Genomic DNA, 20900 nt, shown 5'->3' with positions numbered 1-20900 from the left:
GCGCGATCCTCATCGGCTCAAGCATCTGAGTTCCGAAGGGCAGCCCATAGAAACAAAAAGCCCCGGACGGTTGTCCAGGGCTCGGCGTCTCATCGTTCTATTTGAAGGTGATTTGGTAGCGAGGGAGGGATTTGAACCCCCGACACAAGGATTATGATTCCTCTGCTCTAACCAGCTGAGCTACCCCGCCACTGTCACGGACGGCGCTGACGCGGCGTCCGATGGGCGGGATATAGGGAGAAGCGCGCGAGGGTGTCAACGGTCTGTTGCGGCCCCCGCGCAGGTTCTCCCCCTCAGAGCGTCTGACCGAAGATCTGCGCCACCTGCGGGATGTCCTTGTCGCCGCGGCCGGAGAGGTTCAGCACCATCAAGTGGTCCGCCGGCTTGGTCGGCGCGAGCTCCATCACCTTCGACAGCGCGTGCGCGGGCTCCAGAGCCGGGATGATGCCTTCCAGCATCGAGCAGAGCTTGAACGCCTCCAGCGTCTCCGCATCGGTCGCCGACAGGTAGGTGACCCGGCCCATCTCGTGCAGCCATGCGTGTTCGGGGCCGATGCCGGGATAATCGAGGCCCGCCGAGATCGAGTGGGCGTCGGCGATCTGGCCGTCCTCGTTCATCAGCAGGTAGGTCCGGTTGCCGTGCAGCACGCCCGGGCGGCCGCCGGTGAGCGAGGCGGCGTGGAGGCCGCTCTGCACGCCGTGCCCGGCCGCCTCGACGCCGTAAATCTCGACGTCGCGGTCATCGAGGAAGGGGTGGAACAGACCCATGGCGTTCGAGCCGCCGCCGATGCAGGCGATGAGCGAGTCCGGCAGGCGGCCCTCCATCTCCAGCATCTGCTGCTTCGTCTCGATGCCGATCACCGATTGGAAGTCGCGCACCATCGCCGGATAGGGATGGGGTCCGGCCACGGTGCCGATGCAGTAGAAGGTGTCGGAGACGTTGGTGACCCAGTCACGCAGGGCCTCGTTCATCGCGTCCTTGAGCGTGCGCGTGCCGGATTGCACCGGGATCACCTCGGCGCCGAGCATCTTCATGCGGAACACGTTCGGGGCCTGCCGCTCGACATCGACGGCACCCATATAGACCACGCATTTCAGGCCGAAACGGGCGCAGAGCGTCGCCGTCGCGACGCCGTGCTGGCCCGCGCCGGTCTCGGCGATGATCCGCGGCTTGCCCATGCGGCGGGCGAGCAGGATCTGGCCGAGGACGTTGTTCACCTTGTGCGAGCCGGTGTGATTCAGCTCCTCGCGCTTGAAGAAGATCTTCGCCCCCTGCCCCGCCGGAGTCTGGGCGCGCAGGTGCTCGGTCAGGCGCTCGGCATAGTAGAGCGGGCTCGGCCGGCCGATGTAGTGGGTGCCGTAGGATTCCATATCCGCCTTGAACGACGGGTCGGCCTTGGCGTCGGCATAGGCCTTCTCGAGATCGAGAATCAGCGGCATCAGCGTCTCGGCCACGAAGCGGCCGCCGAAGATGCCGAAGCGACCGCGCTCATCCGGCCCGGTGCGGAAGGAATTGGGAGCGGGGTTCAGCGTCACGGGGACGGTCCTTCGCGAAAATCTGATCGTTGCCTCGCGTGCTAGACCCATGCGCGGGTCGCCGCAATGCGGCACAGCCGGACAAACGCGCTGAAGCAACCGCTGGGCAACGCCCGCGATGCTCAGGCTCTGCGGCGGGCGGCGGCGACGAAGGCCGCGATTCTGTCCGGATCTTTCTCGCCCGGCCGGATCTCGACACCCGACGAGACATCGACGGCGACGAGCCCCGTGCGCGCGAGCGCCGTGCCGACATTCCCGCTATCGAGGCCGCCCGACAGCATCGTGCCCGCTGGTAGCTCGGCCCCGTTCAGGATGTCCCAGTCGAAGCGGCGTCCGTTCCCGCCTGGCAGATCGGCGCCGGGGGGAGGCTTGGCGTCGAGCAGAAGCCGGTCCGCGACGACGGCATAGGCCGGGAGCGTGCGAAGATCGGCGACCGCGGCAATGCCGACGGCCTTCATGACCGGCCGGCCGGTCCGCGCACGGATGTCGGCGACGCGCTGTGGCGTCTCCTGGCCGTGAAGCTGGATCAGGTCGGGATCGAACGCCTCGATCGCAGCGGCGAGCAGCGCGTCGTCCGGATCGACCAGCAGCACCACGCGCTGCGCCCTCCCCCGCGCCCGCTGCGCGAGGCCTCGGCCCTGTTCCAGGGTGAGGTGGCGCGGGCTCTTGGGGAAATGGACGAAGCCGACGAGGTCGGCGCCTGCGTCGAGGGCCGCGTCGAGCGTCGGCTCGGTGCTGAGGCCGCAGATCTTGACGCAGATGTCTGCCATGGACGGGACGAAGCCCTCAGCGCGCCGCTGCCGGGGCCGGCAGGGCGGTGTAGGAGCCGGCGCCAGCGTAACCCGGCTCGACGCCCGGCGTGCCGAAGGTCTTCAACTCGGCCGCCTCCTTGGCGAGACGGTCGGCCTCACGGCGATGATAGCGCGCGCGCTGGCGGGTCCGGCTCTGCCCGAGCCAGCTTCCGATACCGCCGACGAGAATGCCGAGCGCCACCGAGCCGAACACCACGGCGTAGAGCGGCAGGAAGAGGCTGAACACGGGCTCAGGCGAGAACGGATCGAAGGAGAGGGTCACGGCCTCGCGATTGGCGACGGCCAGCAGGACCACCACCACCGCGATCGGCAGCAGGATCAGCGCCTTCAGAAATCGAATCATGCAAGAGGTCTCCGACGGACGGCATGGGCCTTCGGGGGGCTCACCGGTGCCGCTAAGGGCTTTCGAGCGAGGGGCTTTTCGAGGCTCAGACCGCAGAACTAGAGCGTTTCACGCCGAAGGGGATGCCGGTTCGGCGCAAGCGGCGTCGAAATGGGCGCGGCGAAGCGAGATGTCGAGACTGCGCCTCGTGTCACACCCGTAACGACGCTTCGGCGCGGATGCGATCAGGCGCTCGGCTGCTCGTCGCCGATACCGGCGCGGTTGAGGCGCAGGCGCATCTCCTTGCCGGTCTTGAAGACGGGGATCGCCTTCTCCGACACAGCCACGGATTCGCCCGTGCGCGGATTGCGCCCGCGGCGAGCCTCGCGGCGCTTGACCGAGAAGGCGCCGAAGCCGCGCAGCTCCACACGGTCGCCCTGCGCCAGGGCGTCGGCGATCGTGTCGAGGATCGCGTTCACCAGGGTCTCGACGTCGCGCTGGTAGAGATGGGGGTTCTGCTCAGCAATCTTGAGCACGAGTTCCGACTTGATCATGCGGCTCTCTTCCGGATGCGGGGCTGGCGCGGCGCGAGACCTCAGGGGGCCGGCCGCCAGACGGCCAGGAGCCCGCCGCTGAGCCCGGCGGCTTCGTCCTCGACGGCACGGAGACGGCTGGCAAGCCCTTCAAGGCCGAGAAGATCGGCGCCGAGCCCCAGAGTCGACCAGAGCTTGAACCCGCCGTCGGCCTTCGGCTTCCAGTCCTTCACCGGAAGCTTCTCGGGGACCTTCTTCTCCTTCTCCAGCCATGCCACCGCCTGGCGCTCGCCGCCGAGCTCATCGACGAGCTTGAGGGGCAGGCTCTGGCGACCGCTGAACACGCGGCCATCGGCGACGGCGGCAATCTGGCTCTCATCCATGCCGCGGCGCTCCGCCACCAGGCCCTTGAACCAGCCGTAGGTGTCGAGGACGATCGACGACAGGGCCGCGCGGGCCTCCGGCGAAGTCGGGCTGAAGCCCGAGGGCTCCGCCTTGAGCGGCGAGGACTTAACGGACTCGACCTTCACGCCGACCTTGTCGAGCAGGCCGGACACGTCCGGGTACTGGAAGAGCACGCCGATCGAGCCGACGAGCGCGGTTTCGCGGGCGACGATGTGATCGGCGGCGATCGCGGTGATGTAGGCGCCCGAGGCGGCCGTGCCATCGACGAAGGCGACCATCGGCTTCTTCGCGGCCAGCGCGCGCAGGTTGCGGTAGAGCTCCTCCGAGCCGGTCGTCGTGCCGCCCGGTGACGAGATCGAGATCACCACACCCTTGACCGCGTTCGACTCGCCGACCCGCTCGATCAGTTTGCGGGTCGAGTCGCTGCCGGCGATGAAGCCGCCGATCGAGATCCGGGCGATCTGATTCTCGGTGGCCGGAAACAGCCGGCCCTCGCCGACCCGCGCGCGGTAGCCCAAGGCACCGACGGCGACGATGGCCGCACCGATGCCGAGCATCCGCCATAGCGTGAGCTTGCGGCGCAGACGGCGGCGGTCGATGAGAAACTCGGCGTCTGCAGCCATCCGACGATGTACTCCTCTCCAAGCGGCGCGGTGCAGCCGTCGTTTCTTTGGGACCGTTCACGCCATGCCCTGCCGGAGCACGGCCCTGTCCGATCCGGATGCCGGCCAAACCCTTGATGGACTTGGGTTCGGTTGCTGCGACCAAGTCCGCGCACGTGTTTAGCGCCGCCCGAGGCGCGCGGGCAAGAGCCCGTTCCAGTCACGCCGGTACAACCCGGAGCGGTCGTCGTCGGACGCCATGTCCGCGGGAGGCAACCCGTTCAGCGTCGAGCGTAGATTTCTTCGACGTAGCCGTCACGCATCCAGAACAGATGCCGGCCCAGCCTGCGGTAGCCACCGTCTCGCGCAACCAGATCGGCGACGACGGCCTGCCGGAATGCGTCGGTGTTCGGTGCCGCCGCCTCTTGGTTGATCGAGAAGAACAGCGGGGCGATGGCGCGGATCCGCGCGATATACATGGCGGCCGTCTCCGGCGGCATCTCCGGCAGCGAGTCCTGATTGATCGCCAGATCGTAGCGCTCGTTCCGCTCGATCTCCCACCACGGCCGGACCCGGATCGCGGCGTCCGGCTCGCCGGCCAGGGACACGTCGAGGCCCGCTTTCAGCAGGAACCAGCCCTGGAGCACGTTGGTGAAGGGCAGATCGAGGATCGTATAGTGCCGGCCGGGATGGCGCAGGAACCAAGCCAGTCCGCCGAAACCGCCGCCGATCTCGACCACCCGGTCGAAGCGGCCGAGTTGTCCCACCCGCCAAGCGGCGTAGGCGTGGGTCAAGGCGTGCTCGGGCAGGATGTTGGCGCCGTATCGCACGCCGAACGGGGCGCCGACCTCGGGGAAAAGCCAGGGGGAAGCCGAGCTCGGCCTCGAGACGCGGGGGCGCGACATGGTGGGCAAGGGGACCGGGGAGCGCGGCCGCGTAATCGCCCTGCTCGGGTGAGCGGATCGGGGCGAGGCCGACCGCCTCCGAGAGCCGCAGCAGCCGGTCGCACCAGCTTGCGGCGAACGGCGTGGGCGCGTGGCGGGCCAGCGTCGCCATCGTGCGCCCCATGGCAATGCCGTGCGCGAGATGCGACTGGAACAGGTTGTTCAGCAGGCCAGCGAGCGCGCCGGCATCCCCGCCTTGCAGGGCACGGTGGAAATCGGGAAAGCCCTGGCTCCGGGCCGCCCACATGCCCTCGCTGTCGGCCTGGACCGTTGCGCGTCCGGCACCGGATTGCCAGGCGGCGATGAGGCGTCGCGCGATGGCGTCATCCTCAGGGCCGGGTCGGGGCGCGGCGAAGGCGATGGCCGGCAGTTCGGGCCAGGCGCGGTAGGGATATCGGTAGGTCCACTCTCCGGCGATTCCGCCGCCGAGCTCGGCCGTCGCCGATGGGACCTGGATCGGGCGCCCCTCGCGGCGACCGAAGACGCGGTAATGCTCTTCCGCCGAGGCGACGAGACCGGCTTCGACCGCCATCGCCACATCGGCGTTGAGGTCGAGATAGCGCTCGGAATCGAAATGGGACGGGAGCGGGTCGGAACGGCGTCCGGGGCGCTGGCCCCTCAACCATCTCAGGCTGGCGCCTAAGCTCGAGAGGCGGTTTGCCATCGCGCTCGCTTCGGGACGATTCGAAAACGGGACCGGAAAAAGTTCGGGGCCGGCAGAGCCGGCCCCGAGGCATTGTCGGAAGGCAGCGAGGCTTACTCCTCGTCGCCACCCTTCTTCTTGTTGAAGGCGGCACCGAGGATGTCGCCGAGCGAAGCGCCCGAATCGGCGGAGCCGAACTGGGCCATCGCCTCCTTCTCCTCGGCGACTTCCAGCGCCTTGATCGAGACCTGCACGCGGCGGGCCTTGCGATCGAACTGGATGACGCGCGCGTCGAACTTCTCGCCGGCGGCGAAACGCTCGGGACGCTGGTCGCCACGGTCACGGGCGAGTTCGGCGCGGCGGATGAAGGTCTGCATGTCGGTGTCGACGAGCTTCACCTCCAGGCCGGAATCCTTCACCTCGACGACTTCGCAGGTGACGATCTGGCCCTTCTTGACCTCGCCGGCTTCGGCGAAGGGATCGCCGCCGAGCTGCTTCACGCCGAGCGAGATGCGCTCCTTCTCGACATCGACGTCGAGAACCTGGGCACGCACCATGTCGCCCTTCTTGAACTCCTCGATGACCTGCTCGCCGGGACGGTTCCAGTCGAGATCCGACAGGTGAACCATGCCGTCGACATCGCCTTCGAGGCCGATGAACAGGCCGAACTCGGTCTTGTTCTTGACCTCGCCCTCGACCTCGGAACCGACCGGGTGCTTTTCAGCGAAGGCATCCCACGGGTTCTGAAGGGTCTGCTTGAGGCCGAGCGAGATACGACGCTTGACCGAATCGACCTCCAGGATCTGCACCTCGACCTCCTGAGAGGTGGAGACGATCTTGCCCGGATGGACGTTCTTCTTGGTCCAGCTCATCTCGGAGACGTGGATCAGGCCCTCGATCCCCGGCTCCAGCTCCACGAAGGCGCCGTAGTCGGTGATGTTGGTCACGCGGCCCTTGAGCTTGGCTTCCTCGGGGTAACGGGCGGCGATGCCCTCCCACGGATCGGCCAGGAGTTGCTTGATGCCGAGCGAGATGCGGTGCGTCTCGTGGTTGATCTTGATGATCTTGACCTTGACCGTCTGGCCGATGGTCACGACCTCGGACGGGTGGTTCACGCGGCGCCACGCCATGTCGGTGACGTGCAGCAGGCCGTCGATCCCGCCGAGATCGACGAAGGCGCCGTACTCGGTGATGTTCTTGACGACGCCGTCGATGACCTGACCTTCCTCAAGGTTGGCCACCAGCTCCGAGCGCTGCTCGGCGCGGCTCTCTTCGAGCACGGTGCGGCGCGACACGACGATGTTGCCGCGGCGGCGATCCATCTTGAGGATCTGGAACGGCTGGGGCGTGCCGAGCAGCGGGGTCACGTCGCGGACCGGGCGGATATCGACCTGGGAGCGCGGCAGGAACGCCACGGCGCCGTCGAGATCGACGGTGTAGCCGCCCTTGACCTGGTTGAAGATCGTGCCGGTGACGCGCTCGTTGGCCTCGAAGGCCTTCTCGAGCTTGACCCACGACTCCTCGCGGCGCGCCTTGTCGCGCGAGATGACGGCCTCGCCCAGCGCGTTCTCGATGCGGTCGACGTAAACCTCAACCTCGTCGCCAACCTTGAGCTCGCCCTCGCGGCCCGGGCCGGTGAATTCCTTGAGGGGGACGCGCCCCTCGGTCTTGGCACCGATATCGATGACGGCGACATCTTTCTCGATGCCGACGACGGTGCCCTTGACGACCGAACCTTCGGTGATCTCATGCTGGAGGAAGGATTCCTCGAGCAGGGCCGCGAAATCCTCGCGGGCCGAAGAGCTTACGTTCAGACCAGCTGACATTCTTTCTCCTGAATGGCCCCGTTTCGTGAGGCCTGCGTCGGCGGCTCGTGTTGCAAAGGACCCCCGTCACCGCCGCCCGCCGGATGGACGATCCGGCCGGGCTCGCCTCCTTTCGGAGGGCCGACGCATATTGAAAGCGATGGCCGAGGGCTCGATCCCCCCGGCGATGCGTCCGCCGGGCGAGAAAGCCTGGATCCTGACGGTATCGATGAGGAAATCGGTGCGAGCGATACCGGATCCGCGTGCGCGACGCAACGTCTTGCAACGTCTTGGAATGCCGGAGACTCGGACGCGAACGCCGCCGCGAGAGTTGAGTTCGGGCGGATACGATTCGTCCGGGATCTTGTTGCGACCAGACCGGAGCGTATCGGTCTTCAGACGATGCCCGGCGCCATCCGGCGCCGGGATCAGGTGTCAGGCCGCCGTCCCGGCCGAACGCGTCAGGGCGTAGAGGGTGATCGCCGCGGCGTTCGAGACATTGAGGCTGCGGATGGCGCCGGTTGCGTCGATGCGCACCAGCAGGTCGCAGCATTCGGTGGTGCGCTGGCGCAGGCCCTTGCCCTCGGCCCCCAGCACGAGCACCGCCGGTCGGCGCGGGCCGACCGCCTCGAGGGTCGTTCCGGCATCCGAATCGAGACCGATCCGGGTGAAACCGCGCTCGCCGAGCGTGATCAGCGCCTCGGCCAGGTTTCGGACGATCACCAGCGGGACGTGCTCCAGGCCGCCGGACGCGGATTTCGCCAGCACGCCCGTGGCATTCGGCGAGTGGCGCGCGGTGGTGACGATGGCAGTGACGCCGAACGCGGCCGCCGTTCGGACGATGGCGCCGACATTGTGCGGATCGGTGATCTGATCCAGCGCGAGCAGCAGTGCGTCGTCCGGCATCGCGTCGAGTGCGGGTGCGGCCAGCGGCTCGGCCTCCGCGTAGAGACCCTGATGCACCGCGTCCGGGCCGAGCAGCCGGTCGATCGCGCTCGGGCGGACCATCTCCGGTTCGATCGGCAGTTCGATGCCGGCCTCTTTCAGGCGCGCCAGCGCATTCTCGGTGGCGAGCAGCCGATGAAAGTGGCGGCCCGCATTGGCCAAGGCCTGCGAGACGGGGTGCCAGCCATAGAGCACGACGTGGTCCCTCCCCTCACGCGCCGCCGGTCCCGAAGGTTGGGGTCGCGGGCGGGGCCGGAAGCCGTACGGCTTGGCCGGGCGGTCGCGCGGCGGGGTCATGGGCGGGTCTTTCAGGGCAGGAAAGGGACGCGACGTATCGGATGTCCGAGAAGCCGATGGGACCGCCCCACGTCAAGTCGCGGAATCATGCGGCAAAGCCGTTGCCGTCGGCGGCGAACCCGACTATAGACCGGTCGCCGTCAGACAGCGCCCTTCGTCTATCGGTTAGGACGTCAGCCTTTCACGCTGAAAAGGCGGGTTCGATTCCCGCAGGGCGCGCCATTCCCCTCTGGCCGAAAAGAACATTCAATCGCGATGCCTTAGGGCTCATGGTTTTTGGCCGTGAACGTCAAAAGTGCGGCGATATGAACTGCAGCTTGGCACCGCCGGGTTAGCGACTTTCCGTTCCCTGCCGCGGCATCACAAAGCGCACGAGGCTTCGACCCTCCTATGGGGTTGCCTCTCCATCGTGACGCTCGCCACGCGCCACCTCCGTCATGCGCCCATCAAACAGTGGACGTTGGTGACGGGCTGTTCGCCGTAAGCCTTCGGCCCTGGGATGCCCCAGCGCATCATGGTCCGCTCGCGGCCCTCCTTGCCGGCCAAAACCATGGGGGCAATCTGGTCGGGGAAGATACTAGTCATGGATGGGAGGTTGCCGACGACAGACTGTGCCTTGCTCGGCTTGGCCAGTCGCCGGCAGCTCCAATCTAGTAATCGCGCTCGCTGCTGCGGCTCATGCGTCTCGCGACGTAATCCCCGGAATAGGAATGCTGGCCGAACACCAACCAGCCGAGCCCGAAGCCGATAGCCCCCGCGACGAGGAAGCCCGTCATCGTGGTTGAATCCACATTGCCGACTGCTCGGCTTCCCTGACGGTAGTACCGCGAGCCGTACTCCGAGGCGCTGTCCCAGGCGTCAGAAGCTTTATCCGTCGCATCGCGCAACGCCTGTCGCGCCTGATCCGCTGCCCCGCCACCACTCGATGAGCCGCCTCGGCCGGATGCTGGCCCGCCATCGGATCTGCCAAGCGGGTCGTGTGAGCGAATGTCTGCCATAGCGGTAGCTCCCTCCTGCTCGTGAGGCCGATGGTGAGCCGCATGTTCGGGCATCACGCCATCGGCTTGCATCAACGGAAACCCGCCTGCACCCCAGAGGTATCCGGCTGAGGTAGCCATGCGGCCAACGCGGTGCGTCGCCAGCACTGGTGCGGCGCTCATGGAGATGTGGGAAGCCCGCTGCGGGCGCGCTGAGCAAGCCGAGTGGCCAACCGGGCGAGCCGGTAGCTGCCCGTGCGGTTCGGACAATGAGGACGGGCCACGCGCACGACGACATAGGGATAGGCCGCCAGGCAGGGGACGTCAGGCCGGATGGGCGGGGGCACGACGTGGCTACTGAACGGGGGCGTGAAGAGCCAAGAGCGGCATTTTTGGAAACGATACGTTTCCTCAGTTTCCATTTTCGTTCTCTCTCGCTCATTCCATAGTGCTTTCGACGACACGCCGTCACAGGATGGCGGGCGACGCGGCGACCGACACGCTTCTCGAGCCGTGCCGTGCCGTCGGTCTCGGCCGAACAGGGAGAAGGGCGATGAGCTGGCACAGTGCGGATGATCCGATCCCGGGCGACGATTTCAGTTGCGACGCGATCCAGACCCTGATCGTGCCGCGCTCGCGCGATCTCGGCTCGTTTGCCGTGCGCCGCGCCCTCCCCTCGACTGAGTGCCGGATGGTCGGCCCGTTCATCTTCTTCGACCAGATGGGACCGTCCGAGTTCCTGCTCGGTCAGGGTATGGACGTGCGTCCGCACCCGCATATCGGCCTTTCGACCGTCACCTACCTGTTCGACGGCGAGATCATGCATCGCGACAGTCTCGGCACCGAGCTGCCGATCCGGCCGGGCGAACTGAATTGGATGACGGCCGGACGCGGCATCACCCATTCGGAGCGCACCGCCCCGACCCTTCGCCAGACCGGCTCCCGCCTGTTCGGAATTCAGAGCTGGGTCGCCCTGTCGGCTCGGGAGGAGGAAAGCGCGCCGGCCTTCGAGCACTACGATGCCTCGGCGCTTCCGGTCCTCACCGGCGAGGGCAAGACCGTTCGCCTGATCGCGGGCGAAGCCTTCGGCGCGCGCTCGCCGGTGCGGACATCGAGCCCGATGGTTTATGCCGATGTGGTGCTGGAAGCCGGCGCCGTCCTGCCGCTGGACCCGACCTACGACGAGCGGGCGATCTATACGGTTGCGGGCGCCATCGAGATTGCCGGCGACGGTTTCGGTCCCGGCCCAGCTCTTGGTGTTCCGGCCCGGCGACCGCATCAGCGTGCGCGCCACGGAGGCCGCGCGGTTCATGGTTCTAGGCGGCGAGCCGATGGACGGCCCGCGGCACCTCTGGTGGAACTTCGTCTCCTCGCGGCCGGAGCGGATCGCCCAGGCCAAGGAGGATTGGCGCCAGGGCCGCTTCGACACGGTGCCGAACGATGCCGAGTTCATCCCGCTGCCCGAGGATCCCCCGCCCGTCCGCTATCCGTGATCGAAGGCGCGCAGCTCACCGAGGGCTGCGCGCCCCCTGCCCGCACGCTCCGCCCCGCGCCCGACCGGCGCTTTCCAACACGTCCAGAGGTCCGACCACGCCATGGCGATCGAAGCATCCGGGGCCGCGAACGAACTCGTTCAGGTCGTCTCCCTTCTCGCCGCGGGCGTCGTCGCCGTTCCGTTGTTCAAGCGGCTCGGGCTCGGCTCGGTCCTCGGCTACCTCGTGGCGGGGTTGGCCATCGGGCCGTTCGGCGTCGGCCTCTTCACCGATGCCCACGCCATCCTTCACGTCGCCGAACTCGGCGTCGTGATGTTCCTCTTCATCATCGGATTGGAGATGGAGCCGTCGCGGCTCTGGGGCATGCGCCGCGAAATCTTCGGTCTCGGTCTCGCCCAGGTCGGCGCCTGCATCGCCGCCCTCACGCTGGTCGGCGTCGCCATGGGGTTTCCGGTCGTCGTGGCCTTCGTGGCCGGCACCGGCTTCGTGCTCACTTCGACCGCCATCGTCATGCAGCTTCTCGAAGAACGCGGCTCGCTCTCGACGCCGAAAGGCCAGCGGATCGTTGCCATCCTGCTGCTCGAAGATCTCGCCATCGTGCCGCTTCTGGCCGCCGTCGCGCTGCTCGCGCCCGGTGGCGCCGAAACGAGTGGGACCGAGCGCGCCATCGCCGTCGCCATCGCCCTGGTTTCCATCGCCGCGCTCGTGGCCGCGGGCCGCTGGCTGCTCAACCCGCTGTTCCGCCTGCTCGCCGCGGCGAAGGCGCGAGAGGTCATGACTGCGGCGGCGCTTCTGGTCGTGCTCGGCTCGGCGCTGGCGATGCAGCTCGGCGGCCTCTCCATGGCGATGGGGGCTTTCCTCGCCGGCGTGCTGCTCTCGGAATCGAGCTTCCGCCACCAGCTGGAAGCCGATGTCGAACCGTTCCGCGGCATCCTGCTCGGCCTGTTCTTCCTCGGCGTCGGGATGTCCCTCGATCTCGCAGTGATCGCCGCGAACTGGGGCCTGATCCTCATGAGCGTGGCCGCCTACATGGCGGTGAAGAGTCTCGTCATCTACGGGGTCGCCCGCGCCCTGCGGACCAAACATGCCGAGGCGCTGGAGCGGACGGCCCTGATGGCGCAGGGCGGCGAATTCGCCTTCGTGCTCTATGTGGCGGCGGCGAGTGCGGGGATCATCGACGGCACGACCAACGCGATCCTGACGGCCACCATCATCCTGTCGATGGCGATCACGCCGCTGACCGTCATCGCCTTCGATCGCCTCGGGCCGAAGGCCACCGCGTCTACGGACGGGGTTGAGGCGCCGGAGGATCTCGTCGGCAGCGCCTTGATCATCGGGTTCGGCCGCTTCGGGCAGATCGTCAGCCAGCCGCTGATCTCGCGCGGGTGCTCGGTCTCGATCATCGACACCAACGCCGACAACATCCGCCTCGCCGAGGGGTTCGGCTTCAAGGTCTATTACGGCGATGGGGCCCGGCTCGACATCCTGCGCGCGGCCGGCGCCGCGACGGCGCGAGCGATCCTGATCTGCATCGACGACCGCGCCATGGCCAAGCGCATCGCCGAGCTGGCAAAGGCGGAGTTTCCGCTGGTTCCAGTGCTGGCGCGTGCCCGTGACCGCGAGCATGCGGTGGAACTGATCGAGGCGGGTGTCGCCTACCAGATGCGCGAGACGCTCGAATCGGCCTTTGCGCTGGGTGAACAGGCGCTGGTGACGATCGGGGCCGATCCTGACGCGGCCGGTGAGATCATGGCCGAGGTCCGTCGGCGCGACGCGGAACGCCTCGACCTGCAGGTCGTCGGCGGCCTCTATGCCGGCCGGGAGCTGATCCGGGGGAACGCGTCCATGCCGACGCATGGGCACGGGTGAGCTGGGCACGGCGGCGAAGACAGAGGGCCGCCTGGGATGCGGCACCAAGGGAAGCCGGCCGGCCGATGCGGGGCACGGCGTTCGCCTGTAGAGAAAGCCGGGAGACGAGGGCACCCGGCCGAGGCGATCCGGCCGGCGTGTGACTGGGGACGTCTCGGACAAGGGTTTCGAGCCGCACCATGGCCAGCCATCTCGGCCTCGCCTTCCTTGCCGGCCTCCTCTCGGTGCTGTCGCCGTGCGTGCTGCCGCTGCTTCCGCTGGTGCTGGGCGCGGCGGTCGCGGAGCATCGCTTCGGGCCCGTGGCACTCGCCGCCGGTCTGGCGCTCTCCTTCGTCGCGATCGGGCTGTTCATCGCGACGATCGGGTTCGCGCTCGGCCTCGACAGCGACCGGTTTCGCGCCATCGGGGCGGTACTGCTGGTGCTGCTCGGCATTATCCTGATCGTACCGGCGGCGCAGAATCGGTTCGCCGTTGCGGCCGGGCCGTTGAGCAACTGGGCGGAGCAGCGGTTCGGCGGGGTTGCGACCGCGGGGCTGGCGGGCCAGTTCGCCGTCGGCCTCCTCCTCGGCGCCGTCTGGAGCCCCTGCGTCGGCCCGACCCTCGGCGCGGCCTCCCTGCTCGCCGCCCAGGGGCGCGACCTCGGCACTGTGGCGGCCACCATGCTGGTCTTCGGCGTCGGGGCCGCCCTCCCCCTCGTCGCCCTCGGGATGCTGTCGCGCGAGGTGCTGATCCGCTGGCGCGCGCGGATGATGGGTGTCGGCAAGGGGCTCAAGCTCGCGCTCGGCCTGATCCTCGTTGCCACCGGTGCGCTGATTCTATCGGGCTATGATCGGGCGCTCGAAACCACGCTGGTCGAGGCCTCGCCGGATTGGCTGACCGCGCTCACGACGCGCTTCTGATCAAGGGGCTGCGCGGCCACTGCGGGTCAAACGCGGAGGCGGGAAGGCGGAGCGGTGGACGATGCCGGGCGTTTCCCGGCGGTGGTCATCGTCGCCCCAGGAAGAAGATGCTCGACGCAGTTATCTACGAAAGGATACTCGGAACGGCCGCCACGGTCGCGGAGCCGTTGCGAGCTGCCATCACGGCCATCGGCTCGATCGAGATCGCGCCGCCCGCGCATGCCAGCCTTGCCGAGCGTCTGTTCGTCGAGGTCGTCAACCAGCAGCTCTCGACGAAGGCCGCCCTCTCGATCTGGACGCGGATCGAGGCGGCCGCGGCGGCCCAGGACGGGACGCCGCGCGATCTGTTCGTCCCGGGTACCGAGGTTCTGTTGCGCGGTTGCGGCGTCTCGGCGAACAAGGTGCGGGCGCTCCACGCCATCCGCGAGGCCGAGGAGGCCGGCCTCCTCGGCCCGGAACTCGCGACGTACCCGCATGCCGAGCGCTCGGCCGTTCTATGCCGTATCCGCGGGGTCGGACCGTGGACGGCCGACATGGCCGGTATCTTCCACTTTCTCGATCCGGACATCTGGCCCGTCGGCGACGTGGCCGCGGTCGGCGTCCTGCGGCGGCTCGCAGGGATTGAGGATACGGTCGCGGTGGCTGCGCAGTTCGCGCCGTATCGCTCGATCCTCGCCCGCTACATGTGGCGCAGCCGGGACGCAGCGCCCGTCGCCGCCTGATGCATTCAGCGACCCGCCTCGAAGAACGGTCGGAAATTTTCGAGCCAGTTGCGCAGCCAGAGTTCGGCGGCCTGCTTGGCCGCCTCCGGCTCCTGCGCATGGCCCCAGATGTCCTCGGCGAGCGGGCTCCACCACGTCCAGAGACGGTTCGATCCGTCATACTCGACGGTGGCGACCTCGATCGCGCCGATTCGGCCGGTGAAGCGCTGCAGGGGCACCTCGGCGATGCCGCCCTGCGTCCAGATGATCGTGTCGTTCGACATGGTGTCCCAACGCGAGTTGCACCGCACGCGTTCGCGCAGGTCCGCCGCTGATCGCCGATGATGTCGGAACGCGACGACCGCCCACATTCACAGCGCGCAACGACGTTCGGACTTGACGGGATCGAACCGATCCTGCAAGCGCGCGTTGTCTGCTCATCGTCGCCGTGCGCGCGATGCGCGGCTCCACAGGAACTTCCGACCCCAATGCCCGACGACAGTAGTCGATCGACCACGCCGCCTTCGGCCACCCGCGTGTTCTGCGCCTGATCGTCTGATCCGGCTCACCCGCGACCGGCCTTGGCGGCTGGTCCGACAAAAAGGTGAGCCATGACTGACTCCAATGTCATTTCCCGCCGTGCGCGCTCTCGCGCGGCGAAATCCGGCGGTAACGGCAGCGTGGTGCTCGTTGTGGCGCTGATGATGGCGCTCGTCTTCGTGCCCGTACTGGCCCTTCACGCCGCGGCGCTTTCCGGCGCGGTGGCCGGTGACGAGGTCCGGCCCGACGAAGTGGCCGCCGCTGTGACCCATAAGAAGGTACCGGGCTAAGTCACCGTTCGATCGGGGTTGCCGGCCTTCAGTGACCCCCTTCGAAACCCGTTCGACGAACGAAAAAGGGGACGCCGTGAGGCGTCCCCTTCTTCAATTCGCGTGGGTCCCGGTTCAGGCCGCGCGCACCGTCGCGAGGAAGCGCGCGACTTCCGCCCGCAGATGCTCGGATTGCTGTGACAGCTCCGAGGCCGAGGCCAGAACCTGCGTGGCGGCGGCTCCGGTTTCCTCCGATGCCTGCGCCACACCCGCGATGTTGCTGGTGACTTCGCCCGCGCCCACAGCCGCCTGAGAGACGTTGCGCACGATCTCCTGGGTCGCCGCCCCCTGCTCCTCGACGGCCGCGGCAATCGTCGTCGCCACCGCGTTGATCTCGCGGATGCGCCCGGTGATGCCGCCGATCGCCGTCACCGCCTGACCGGTGGCACCCTGGATCTGCGCGATCTGCCCGGAAATCTCCTCCGTCGCCCGCGAGGTCTGCGCGGCGAGTTCCTTCACCTCGCTCGCGACCACGGCAAAGCCACGCCCCGCCTCCCCGGCCCGCGCCGCCTCGATGGTGGCGTTGAGCGCGAGCAGGTTGGTCTGGCTGGCGATGGTGGCGATGAGGTTCACCACGTCGCCGATCCGCGCCGCGGCCTGGCTCAGTTCATGAATGAGGGCGGCGCTGTGGTCCGCCTCACCGACGGCGCGCTGCGCCATGTCCGCCGACGCGCCGACCTGCCGGCCGATCTCGTGGACCGAGGCACCGAGTTCCTCCGCGGCAGCGGCGACGGTGCCGACATTGGAGGCTGCTTCCTCCGCCGCAGCCGCGACGGTGGTCGATTGGCTGGCGGTCTCGGTCGCGGTGGCCGTCATCTGCTGAGCGGTCGCCTGCAACTCGGTGGCGGAGGACGACACCATCCCGACGACACCGCCGACGGCACGCTCGAAGCCGTCGGCCAACTCGATCATGGTGCGGCGGCGCTCGATCGCCGCGGCTTCATCCGCCACGCGCTTCATTTCCGCCTGCTCTGCGGCCTTGCGTGCGACGAGCGCCTTGATGGCCTCGACGGCACGGGCGACGGCGCCGATCTCGTCGCCGCGGCGCGCCTCGGCGATCTCGGTCTCGATCGCGCCTTCGGCCATCCGCTGAAGCACGTGTACGAGACGGCCGATGGGGCGCACGACCCCCACGATCACGATCACCCCGAGCAACCCGAAGGCCAGCAGCAGGCCGACGACCGCGATGACCGTCAGCGTCAGAGCGGCGGACGAGCCGATTTCGGCGGCCTCCCGCTTGGCGTCATCGAGATCGCTGATATTGGCCGCGATGCGCTTCTGGATCGCCTCGATCGCCTTTGTCCGGACCGGGCGTACCTCATCCGCGGAGACCTTGAACGCCTGCTCCTTCTGGTTCTTCAGTCCCAGGGCGATCGAACGCTCGACCGTCGCGAAGAAGCCGGAGATCGTCGCTTTGACCTCGGTCAGCATCGCCCGGCGCGCGTCGGTATCCGCGATGGCGATCAAGTGGTCTGCGCCGGTAAGCGCCCGTGCCCGCGCGGCCTCGAATCGCTCGTGCTGCGCCGACAGGATCGCGGCGTCGGTCTCGAGGATGATGTTCTTTTCGCTGATCACGGCCTCGTCGATGGCGAGCGCGGTCTGCAAGGCGGTGATGACCCGAGCCGCGCGCACATCGACGACCTCCTGTGTCCCGCGTTGCAGTTGGCCGAGCGTATTCCGCGCCAGACCGACGATACCGGCCGCGACCAGTGCGACCAGTGCCACCGGAATGGCGAGTTTTCCGATCAGCTTGAGATTTGTGAACCAGCGCATCTGTTCGCGTCGCGGGGACCGTCAAAGAGTATCCGCGCGCCGCCCCGGTCGCCTCGGATCACAATCATGTGAGGCAGGCACGGTTAATAAGCTGCAACTCTACGGATAATTTGGCGCCGATGACCACTTACAACATATGATGTCTTTTGGAATTCGGTTCGGTAGCCACTAATCGAACTCGATTTGCCTCACCGATAAAATCCGGTCGCTTGCTCGCCTTCCTTGGCCTGTCGGGCACCGGCGACCGAAAACCTCGCGGTCGCCAGAAGCGGACCTGCCCTGAAGCCCCTCTGCTTCCGCTCGCCGCGCCCTTGGCGTAAGGCGCGAGCGCTCCCTTTCCGGCACACCGCCCCCAGACCACCAACCAGGCCTCGCGGACGCATGATTCGCCTCGACAAGATCGGCAAGCAGAACGGTCGTCAGATCGTCTTCATCGAGGCGTCCGCCGCCCTTCAGAAGGGCGAGAAGGCGGGCCTCGTCGGCCCGAACGGCGCCGGCAAGACCACGCTGTTCCGGATGATGACCGGGCAGGAGCAGCCCGACGAGGGGCAGGTCTCCTCGGAGCGCGGCATCACCATCGGCTATTTCAGCCAGGATGTCGGCGAGATGGCCGGACGCACGGTCGTCGCCGAAGTCATGGACGGCGCGGGCCCGGTCAGCGTCGTCGCGGCCGAGCTGAAGGAGCTGGAGGCCGGTCTCGCTGATCCCGACCGGGCTGACGAGATGGAAGCGCTGATCGAGCGCTACGGCGAGGTGCAGGCCCGCTTCGAGGAACTCGACGGCTACGCGCTCGAAGGGCGCGCCTACGAGGTGCTGGCCGGGCTCGGCTTCTCCCAGGAGATGATGGACGGCGATGTCGGCCGGCTTTCGGGCGGCTGGAAGATGCGCGTCGCGCTCGCCCGCATCCTGCTGATGCGCCCTGACGTGATGCTGCTCGACGAGCCGAGCAACCACCTCGACCTCGAAAGCCTGATCTGGCTCGAAGCCTTCCTCAAAGGCTATGACGGCGCGCTTCTGATGACCTCGCACGATCGCGAGTTCATGAACCGCATCGTCTCCAAAGTCATCGAGATCGATGGCGGCACGCTCACCACCTATTCCGGTGATTACGGCTTCTACGAGCAGCAGCGGGCGCTGAACGAGCAGCATCAGCAGGCGCAGTTCGAGCGCCAGCAGGCGATGCTCGCCAAGGAGATCAAGTTCATCGAGCGCTTCAAGGCCCGCGCCAGCCACGCCGCGCAGGTCCAGAGCCGGGTGAAGAAGCTCGACAAGATCGAGCGGGTCGAGCCGCCGCGCCGCCGCCAGACCGTCGCCTTCGAGTTCCAGCCGGCGCCGCGCTCGGGCGACGACGTCGCGATGCTCAAGGGCGTGCACAAGCGCTACGGCAGCCGCATCATCTACGAAGGCCTCGACTTCGCGATCCGCCGCAAGGAGCGCTGGTGCGTGATGGGCATCAACGGCGCCGGGAAATCGACGCTGCTGAAGCTCATCACCGGCACGGCGCAGCCCGATGCCGGCACCGTTGCCGTCGGCGGCAGCGTCAAGCTCGGCTACTTCGCCCAGCACGCCATGGACCTACTCGATGGCGACCTGACCGTGTTCGAGGATCTGGAAAGCACCTTCCCGCAGGCGGGCCAGGGTTCGCTGCGGGCGCTGGCCGGCTGCTTCGGCTTCTCCGGCGACGACGTGGAGAAGCCCTGCCGCGTGCTGTCCGGCGGCGAGAAGGCGCGGCTGGTGATGGCCAAGATGCTCTACGACCCGCCGAACTTCCTCGTCCTCGACGAGCCGACCAACCACCTCGACATCGCCACCAAGGAAATGCTGATCAACGCGCTGGCAGGCTTCGAGGGCACGATGCTGTTCGTGAGCCACGATCGGCACTTCCTGGCCGCCCTCTCGAACCGCGTGCTTGAAGTCTCCGGGGACGGGATCCGCCAGTATGGCGGGGGCTACTCGGAATACGTGGCGAGCACCGGTCAGGAAGCGCCGGGGCTGAGAAGCTGACCCGCACTCACGGATCGAGCGCGAGACCTTCGTAGCGGGCAACGAGACCGGGCGGCGCGACGATCCGCCAAGCGGTCAGAAGCGCGCCGCGCAAGGTCTCCTCTTCGACAAGGTCGAGTTCGAGGCTCGTCCAGCCGCGCGCCCCCCAGGCACCCGGCACGGGTTCAAACGCGTCCGGCTCGGCCTCAAGCCATGAGGCTTGCGCCTCGGGCGTCAGCCGCACGACCACCCGCGCTTCATCGGTCCAGAGCGTCGCGAAGATCCGCCCGCCGACCCGGTAATCCGGATGGCCCTGATGCGCGCCCTCGACCGTTTCCGGCAGCATCAGCGCGAGGGCGCGGACATCCTCGGGCAGGCAGGACATGGCCGCGCGCTACGCCCGACTCGTCGGCGCCTGCCATGCGGTGCCAGGATGCTCGCGCACATCGCCGTTCTTCGTACCCGTGTCGCTGTCGCTCACCCATTCGCCGGGCTCGGTAATCTCGACGATCTCGTCCTCGGGGTAGGCCGCCTCGACGAACAGGCGCGCCTCGCCCTCCGCCGCGGCCCGCACGGTCACGAGGGGGCGCTCACCGCCAGCGTTGCGCACCCGCGCGATGAAAAGCTTCGTCATGGCCCGTATCCTCCCGCCACATCACACGAACCGATCAACGCCCGCGCGGCGGAAGGGATCATTGAGGGTCCCCCGGATTCTGGTCCGGCCGAACGGTGAGCGTCCAAATCTCATTCGGCGGCCTGCTGTTGATGATGGAAGAAGGATCGCCAGGCGCCGGTCGGCTGTCACCACGGCCGGGGCGCCGTTCGGAGCGAGCAGCGCGCCTCAAGCGCCGGCCTAAGCCTCGTGGACCGGTCCGCGGACTGTATCCGGCTTGGACTCACCGATGAAGATCACGACAGGGCCGTGAGCGGCGCGTCGGGGATCGTAGAAGTCGAGCAGGTCCGGCGCGATGTCTTGGAAGAAGCTCGGGCGTAATCCCACCTCGCGCAGCAGATGGTCGATGACGACCTGATCGCCGTGCACGGCGTTGGGGACCGGGCCGCAGGACCCGGCCGTCATCCAGCGCTCGGGCTCGGCCGCGAAGCGCTCGTAGAGCCCGGCGAGCTCGTCCCCGGTCCAGCGCAGCAGCGCGCTGGAAAGGCGGCCCTTGTGAAAGTAGTCCTCCATCGCCGCGAGGCCGGGCTCGGCCAGGGCGCCGGCCGGGCCGGTGAAGACGGTGTCGAGGTCGCAGAGCAGCGTCGTGCCTTCGGTGAGGCCGGGGCGGAACGCCTCCATCTTGGCCCACCAGGCCGGCCAGTCGTGATGCAGGGGCACGCGCTCCACGCCCTCGACGGCGAGCGGCAGGTCGGTGAGGCAGAGGATCCGGTCGAAGGCCGGTGCGTGGCGGCGCACGCCGCGGGCCAATCGCTCGACCCAGACCGCATTGTAGCGGCCGCCGCTCTTCAGCACCGTGATCAGCGTGGACATGATGAGC

The 20900-nt window shown here is 67.9% G+C and carries 21 protein-coding genes, 2 tRNA genes and 1 pseudogene; 8 read left to right on the top strand and 16 right to left on the bottom strand.

Annotated elements, in window-relative coordinates:
• Nucleotides 1-113: 113 nt before the first annotated feature.
• The 7 genes from M2437_RS07440 to M2437_RS07410 all read right to left on the bottom strand — a co-directional run bounded on the left by M2437_RS07440 (nt 114) and on the right by M2437_RS07410 (nt 5114).
• Nucleotides 114-190: transfer RNA gene (locus M2437_RS07440), tRNA-Met, on the bottom strand.
• A 103-nt stretch (nt 191-293) separates the two neighbouring features.
• Nucleotides 294-1535 carry a tryptophan synthase subunit beta gene (gene trpB / locus M2437_RS07435; protein ID WP_253386989.1) on the bottom strand — a complete coding sequence of 414 codons (1242 nt, stop codon included), beginning with the start codon at nt 1533-1535 and terminating at the stop codon, nt 294-296.
• A 122-nt stretch (nt 1536-1657) separates the two neighbouring features.
• The gene (locus tag M2437_RS07430; RefSeq protein WP_253386988.1) at nt 1658-2305 is read right to left on the bottom strand and encodes a phosphoribosylanthranilate isomerase; all 648 of its coding nucleotides are present in this window, start codon (nt 2303-2305) and stop codon (nt 1658-1660) included.
• A gap of 16 nt (nt 2306-2321) precedes the next feature.
• Nucleotides 2322-2690 (bottom strand): LapA family protein, encoded by a 369-nt coding sequence (locus M2437_RS07425; protein ID WP_253386987.1) that lies wholly within the window; start codon nt 2688-2690, stop codon nt 2322-2324.
• Nucleotides 2691-2914: 224 nt separating this feature from the next.
• A complete protein-coding gene (gene ihfB, locus M2437_RS07420) occupies nt 2915-3223 on the bottom strand; it encodes an integration host factor subunit beta (RefSeq protein ID WP_003600667.1) in 309 nt (102 codons plus the stop codon).
• Between the two features lie 41 nt (nt 3224-3264).
• Entirely contained in the window at nt 3265-4230 is a 966-nt protein-coding gene (sppA, locus tag M2437_RS07415; RefSeq protein ID WP_003600669.1) for a signal peptide peptidase SppA, read from the bottom strand.
• A gap of 260 nt (nt 4231-4490) precedes the next feature.
• Nucleotides 4491-5114 carry a putative sugar O-methyltransferase gene (locus M2437_RS07410; protein ID WP_499006594.1) on the bottom strand — a complete coding sequence of 208 codons (624 nt, stop codon included), beginning with the start codon at nt 5112-5114 and terminating at the stop codon, nt 4491-4493.
• A gap of 130 nt (nt 5115-5244) precedes the next feature.
• On the opposite strand from M2437_RS07410, the gene M2437_RS07405 reads away from it, so the two are divergent.
• Nucleotides 5245-5796, top strand: a complete 552-nt coding sequence (locus M2437_RS07405) for a hypothetical protein (RefSeq protein WP_499006592.1) — start codon at nt 5245-5247, stop codon at nt 5794-5796.
• Between the two features lie 113 nt (nt 5797-5909).
• On the opposite strand, the gene rpsA is transcribed toward M2437_RS07405, so the two are convergent.
• Both rpsA and rlmB read right to left on the bottom strand, forming a co-directional pair.
• Nucleotides 5910-7622 (bottom strand): 30S ribosomal protein S1, encoded by a 1713-nt coding sequence (gene rpsA, locus M2437_RS07400; RefSeq protein WP_003600675.1) that lies wholly within the window; start codon nt 7620-7622, stop codon nt 5910-5912.
• A 414-nt stretch (nt 7623-8036) separates the two neighbouring features.
• Nucleotides 8037-8843, bottom strand: coding sequence for a 23S rRNA (guanosine(2251)-2'-O)-methyltransferase RlmB (gene rlmB / locus M2437_RS07395; protein ID WP_253386985.1), 807 nt, complete (start codon nt 8841-8843; stop codon nt 8037-8039).
• Between the two features lie 147 nt (nt 8844-8990).
• On the opposite strand from rlmB, the gene M2437_RS07390 reads away from it, so the two are divergent.
• Nucleotides 8991-9065: transfer RNA gene (locus M2437_RS07390), tRNA-Glu, on the top strand.
• 213 nt (nt 9066-9278) lie between these two features.
• Here the strand turns inward: M2437_RS07390 and M2437_RS07385 are convergent.
• Nucleotides 9279-9428: a hypothetical protein gene (locus M2437_RS07385; RefSeq protein ID WP_499006590.1), complete on the bottom strand. Its 150-nt coding sequence runs from the start codon at nt 9426-9428 to the stop codon at nt 9279-9281.
• Between the two features lie 65 nt (nt 9429-9493).
• Entirely contained in the window at nt 9494-9634 is a 141-nt protein-coding gene (locus tag M2437_RS07380; protein WP_238506209.1) for a hypothetical protein, read from the bottom strand.
• A 739-nt stretch (nt 9635-10373) separates the two neighbouring features.
• On the opposite strand from M2437_RS07380, the pseudogene M2437_RS07375 reads away from it, so the two are divergent.
• The 4 genes and pseudogenes from M2437_RS07375 to M2437_RS07360 all read left to right on the top strand — a co-directional run bounded on the left by M2437_RS07375 (nt 10374) and on the right by M2437_RS07360 (nt 14803).
• Nucleotides 10374-11313 (top strand): annotated as a pseudogene (locus M2437_RS07375) (pirin family protein).
• A 102-nt stretch (nt 11314-11415) separates the two neighbouring features.
• The gene (locus tag M2437_RS07370) at nt 11416-13182 is read left to right on the top strand and encodes a monovalent cation:proton antiporter-2 (CPA2) family protein (protein ID WP_253386983.1); all 1767 of its coding nucleotides are present in this window, start codon (nt 11416-11418) and stop codon (nt 13180-13182) included.
• A gap of 179 nt (nt 13183-13361) precedes the next feature.
• Nucleotides 13362-14081 carry a cytochrome c biogenesis CcdA family protein gene (locus M2437_RS07365; RefSeq protein WP_253386982.1) on the top strand — a complete coding sequence of 240 codons (720 nt, stop codon included), beginning with the start codon at nt 13362-13364 and terminating at the stop codon, nt 14079-14081.
• A gap of 107 nt (nt 14082-14188) precedes the next feature.
• A complete protein-coding gene (locus M2437_RS07360) occupies nt 14189-14803 on the top strand; it encodes a DNA-3-methyladenine glycosylase family protein (protein WP_253386981.1) in 615 nt (204 codons plus the stop codon).
• Between the two features lie 5 nt (nt 14804-14808).
• Here M2437_RS07360 and M2437_RS07355 read toward each other — a convergent pair whose 3' ends face one another.
• A complete protein-coding gene (locus tag M2437_RS07355) occupies nt 14809-15066 on the bottom strand; it encodes a hypothetical protein (protein ID WP_056114659.1) in 258 nt (85 codons plus the stop codon).
• 327 nt (nt 15067-15393) lie between these two features.
• Between M2437_RS07355 and M2437_RS07350 the strand changes: the two genes are divergently transcribed.
• Complete coding sequence (locus M2437_RS07350) at nt 15394-15612, top strand: hypothetical protein (protein WP_003600683.1); 219 nt, start codon at nt 15394-15396, stop codon at nt 15610-15612.
• 114 nt (nt 15613-15726) lie between these two features.
• On the opposite strand, the gene M2437_RS07345 is transcribed toward M2437_RS07350, so the two are convergent.
• Nucleotides 15727-17424: a methyl-accepting chemotaxis protein gene (locus M2437_RS07345; RefSeq protein ID WP_253386980.1), complete on the bottom strand. Its 1698-nt coding sequence runs from the start codon at nt 17422-17424 to the stop codon at nt 15727-15729.
• A 381-nt stretch (nt 17425-17805) separates the two neighbouring features.
• Between M2437_RS07345 and M2437_RS07340 the strand changes: the two genes are divergently transcribed.
• The gene (locus M2437_RS07340) at nt 17806-19428 is read left to right on the top strand and encodes an ABC-F family ATP-binding cassette domain-containing protein (RefSeq protein WP_003600685.1); all 1623 of its coding nucleotides are present in this window, start codon (nt 17806-17808) and stop codon (nt 19426-19428) included.
• 7 nt (nt 19429-19435) lie between these two features.
• Here M2437_RS07340 and M2437_RS07335 read toward each other — a convergent pair whose 3' ends face one another.
• The 3 genes from M2437_RS07335 to M2437_RS07325 all read right to left on the bottom strand — a co-directional run bounded on the left by M2437_RS07335 (nt 19436) and on the right by M2437_RS07325 (nt 20893).
• Nucleotides 19436-19792 carry an MmcQ/YjbR family DNA-binding protein gene (locus M2437_RS07335; RefSeq protein WP_253386979.1) on the bottom strand — a complete coding sequence of 119 codons (357 nt, stop codon included), beginning with the start codon at nt 19790-19792 and terminating at the stop codon, nt 19436-19438.
• Nucleotides 19793-19801: 9 nt separating this feature from the next.
• Nucleotides 19802-20041, bottom strand: coding sequence for a hypothetical protein (locus M2437_RS07330; protein ID WP_003600694.1), 240 nt, complete (start codon nt 20039-20041; stop codon nt 19802-19804).
• 219 nt (nt 20042-20260) lie between these two features.
• A complete protein-coding gene (locus M2437_RS07325) occupies nt 20261-20893 on the bottom strand; it encodes a hypothetical protein (protein WP_253386978.1) in 633 nt (210 codons plus the stop codon).
• Between the last annotated feature and the right edge of the window lie 7 nt (nt 20894-20900).

The organism is Methylorubrum pseudosasae (assembly GCF_029504475.1).
Classification (GTDB): Bacteria; Pseudomonadota; Alphaproteobacteria; order Rhizobiales; family Beijerinckiaceae; genus Methylobacterium; species Methylobacterium extorquens.
The sequence above is the reverse complement of the archived record's forward strand: the minus strand, read 5'-3'. Positions and strand labels throughout refer to the sequence as shown.

Coding starts and splice junctions, on each gene's coding strand:
- M2437_RS07430 (WP_253386988.1), bottom strand. CDS start 2,305: ATGGCAGACATCTGCGTCAAGATCTGCGGCCTCAGCACCGAGCCGACG.
- M2437_RS07425 (WP_253386987.1), bottom strand. CDS start 2,690: ATGATTCGATTTCTGAAGGCGCTGATCCTGCTGCCGATCGCGGTGGTG.
- ihfB (WP_003600667.1), bottom strand. CDS start 3,223: ATGATCAAGTCGGAACTCGTGCTCAAGATTGCTGAGCAGAACCCCCAT.
- sppA (WP_003600669.1), bottom strand. CDS start 4,230: ATGGCTGCAGACGCCGAGTTTCTCATCGACCGCCGCCGTCTGCGCCGC.
- M2437_RS07410 (WP_499006594.1), bottom strand. CDS start 5,114: ATGTCGCGCCCCCGCGTCTCGAGGCCGAGCTCGGCTTCCCCCTGGCTT.
- rpsA (WP_003600675.1), bottom strand. CDS start 7,622: ATGTCAGCTGGTCTGAACGTAAGCTCTTCGGCCCGCGAGGATTTCGCG.
- rlmB (WP_253386985.1), bottom strand. CDS start 8,843: ATGACCCCGCCGCGCGACCGCCCGGCCAAGCCGTACGGCTTCCGGCCC.
- M2437_RS07385 (WP_499006590.1), bottom strand. CDS start 9,428: ATGACTAGTATCTTCCCCGACCAGATTGCCCCCATGGTTTTGGCCGGC.
- M2437_RS07370 (WP_253386983.1), top strand. CDS start 11,416: ATGGCGATCGAAGCATCCGGGGCCGCGAACGAACTCGTTCAGGTCGTC.
- M2437_RS07365 (WP_253386982.1), top strand. CDS start 13,362: ATGGCCAGCCATCTCGGCCTCGCCTTCCTTGCCGGCCTCCTCTCGGTG.
- M2437_RS07360 (WP_253386981.1), top strand. CDS start 14,189: ATGCTCGACGCAGTTATCTACGAAAGGATACTCGGAACGGCCGCCACG.
- M2437_RS07355 (WP_056114659.1), bottom strand. CDS start 15,066: ATGTCGAACGACACGATCATCTGGACGCAGGGCGGCATCGCCGAGGTG.
- M2437_RS07350 (WP_003600683.1), top strand. CDS start 15,394: ATGACTGACTCCAATGTCATTTCCCGCCGTGCGCGCTCTCGCGCGGCG.
- M2437_RS07345 (WP_253386980.1), bottom strand. CDS start 17,424: ATGCGCTGGTTCACAAATCTCAAGCTGATCGGAAAACTCGCCATTCCG.
- M2437_RS07340 (WP_003600685.1), top strand. CDS start 17,806: ATGATTCGCCTCGACAAGATCGGCAAGCAGAACGGTCGTCAGATCGTC.
- M2437_RS07335 (WP_253386979.1), bottom strand. CDS start 19,792: ATGTCCTGCCTGCCCGAGGATGTCCGCGCCCTCGCGCTGATGCTGCCG.
- M2437_RS07330 (WP_003600694.1), bottom strand. CDS start 20,041: ATGACGAAGCTTTTCATCGCGCGGGTGCGCAACGCTGGCGGTGAGCGC.
- M2437_RS07325 (WP_253386978.1), bottom strand. CDS start 20,893: ATGTCCACGCTGATCACGGTGCTGAAGAGCGGCGGCCGCTACAATGCG.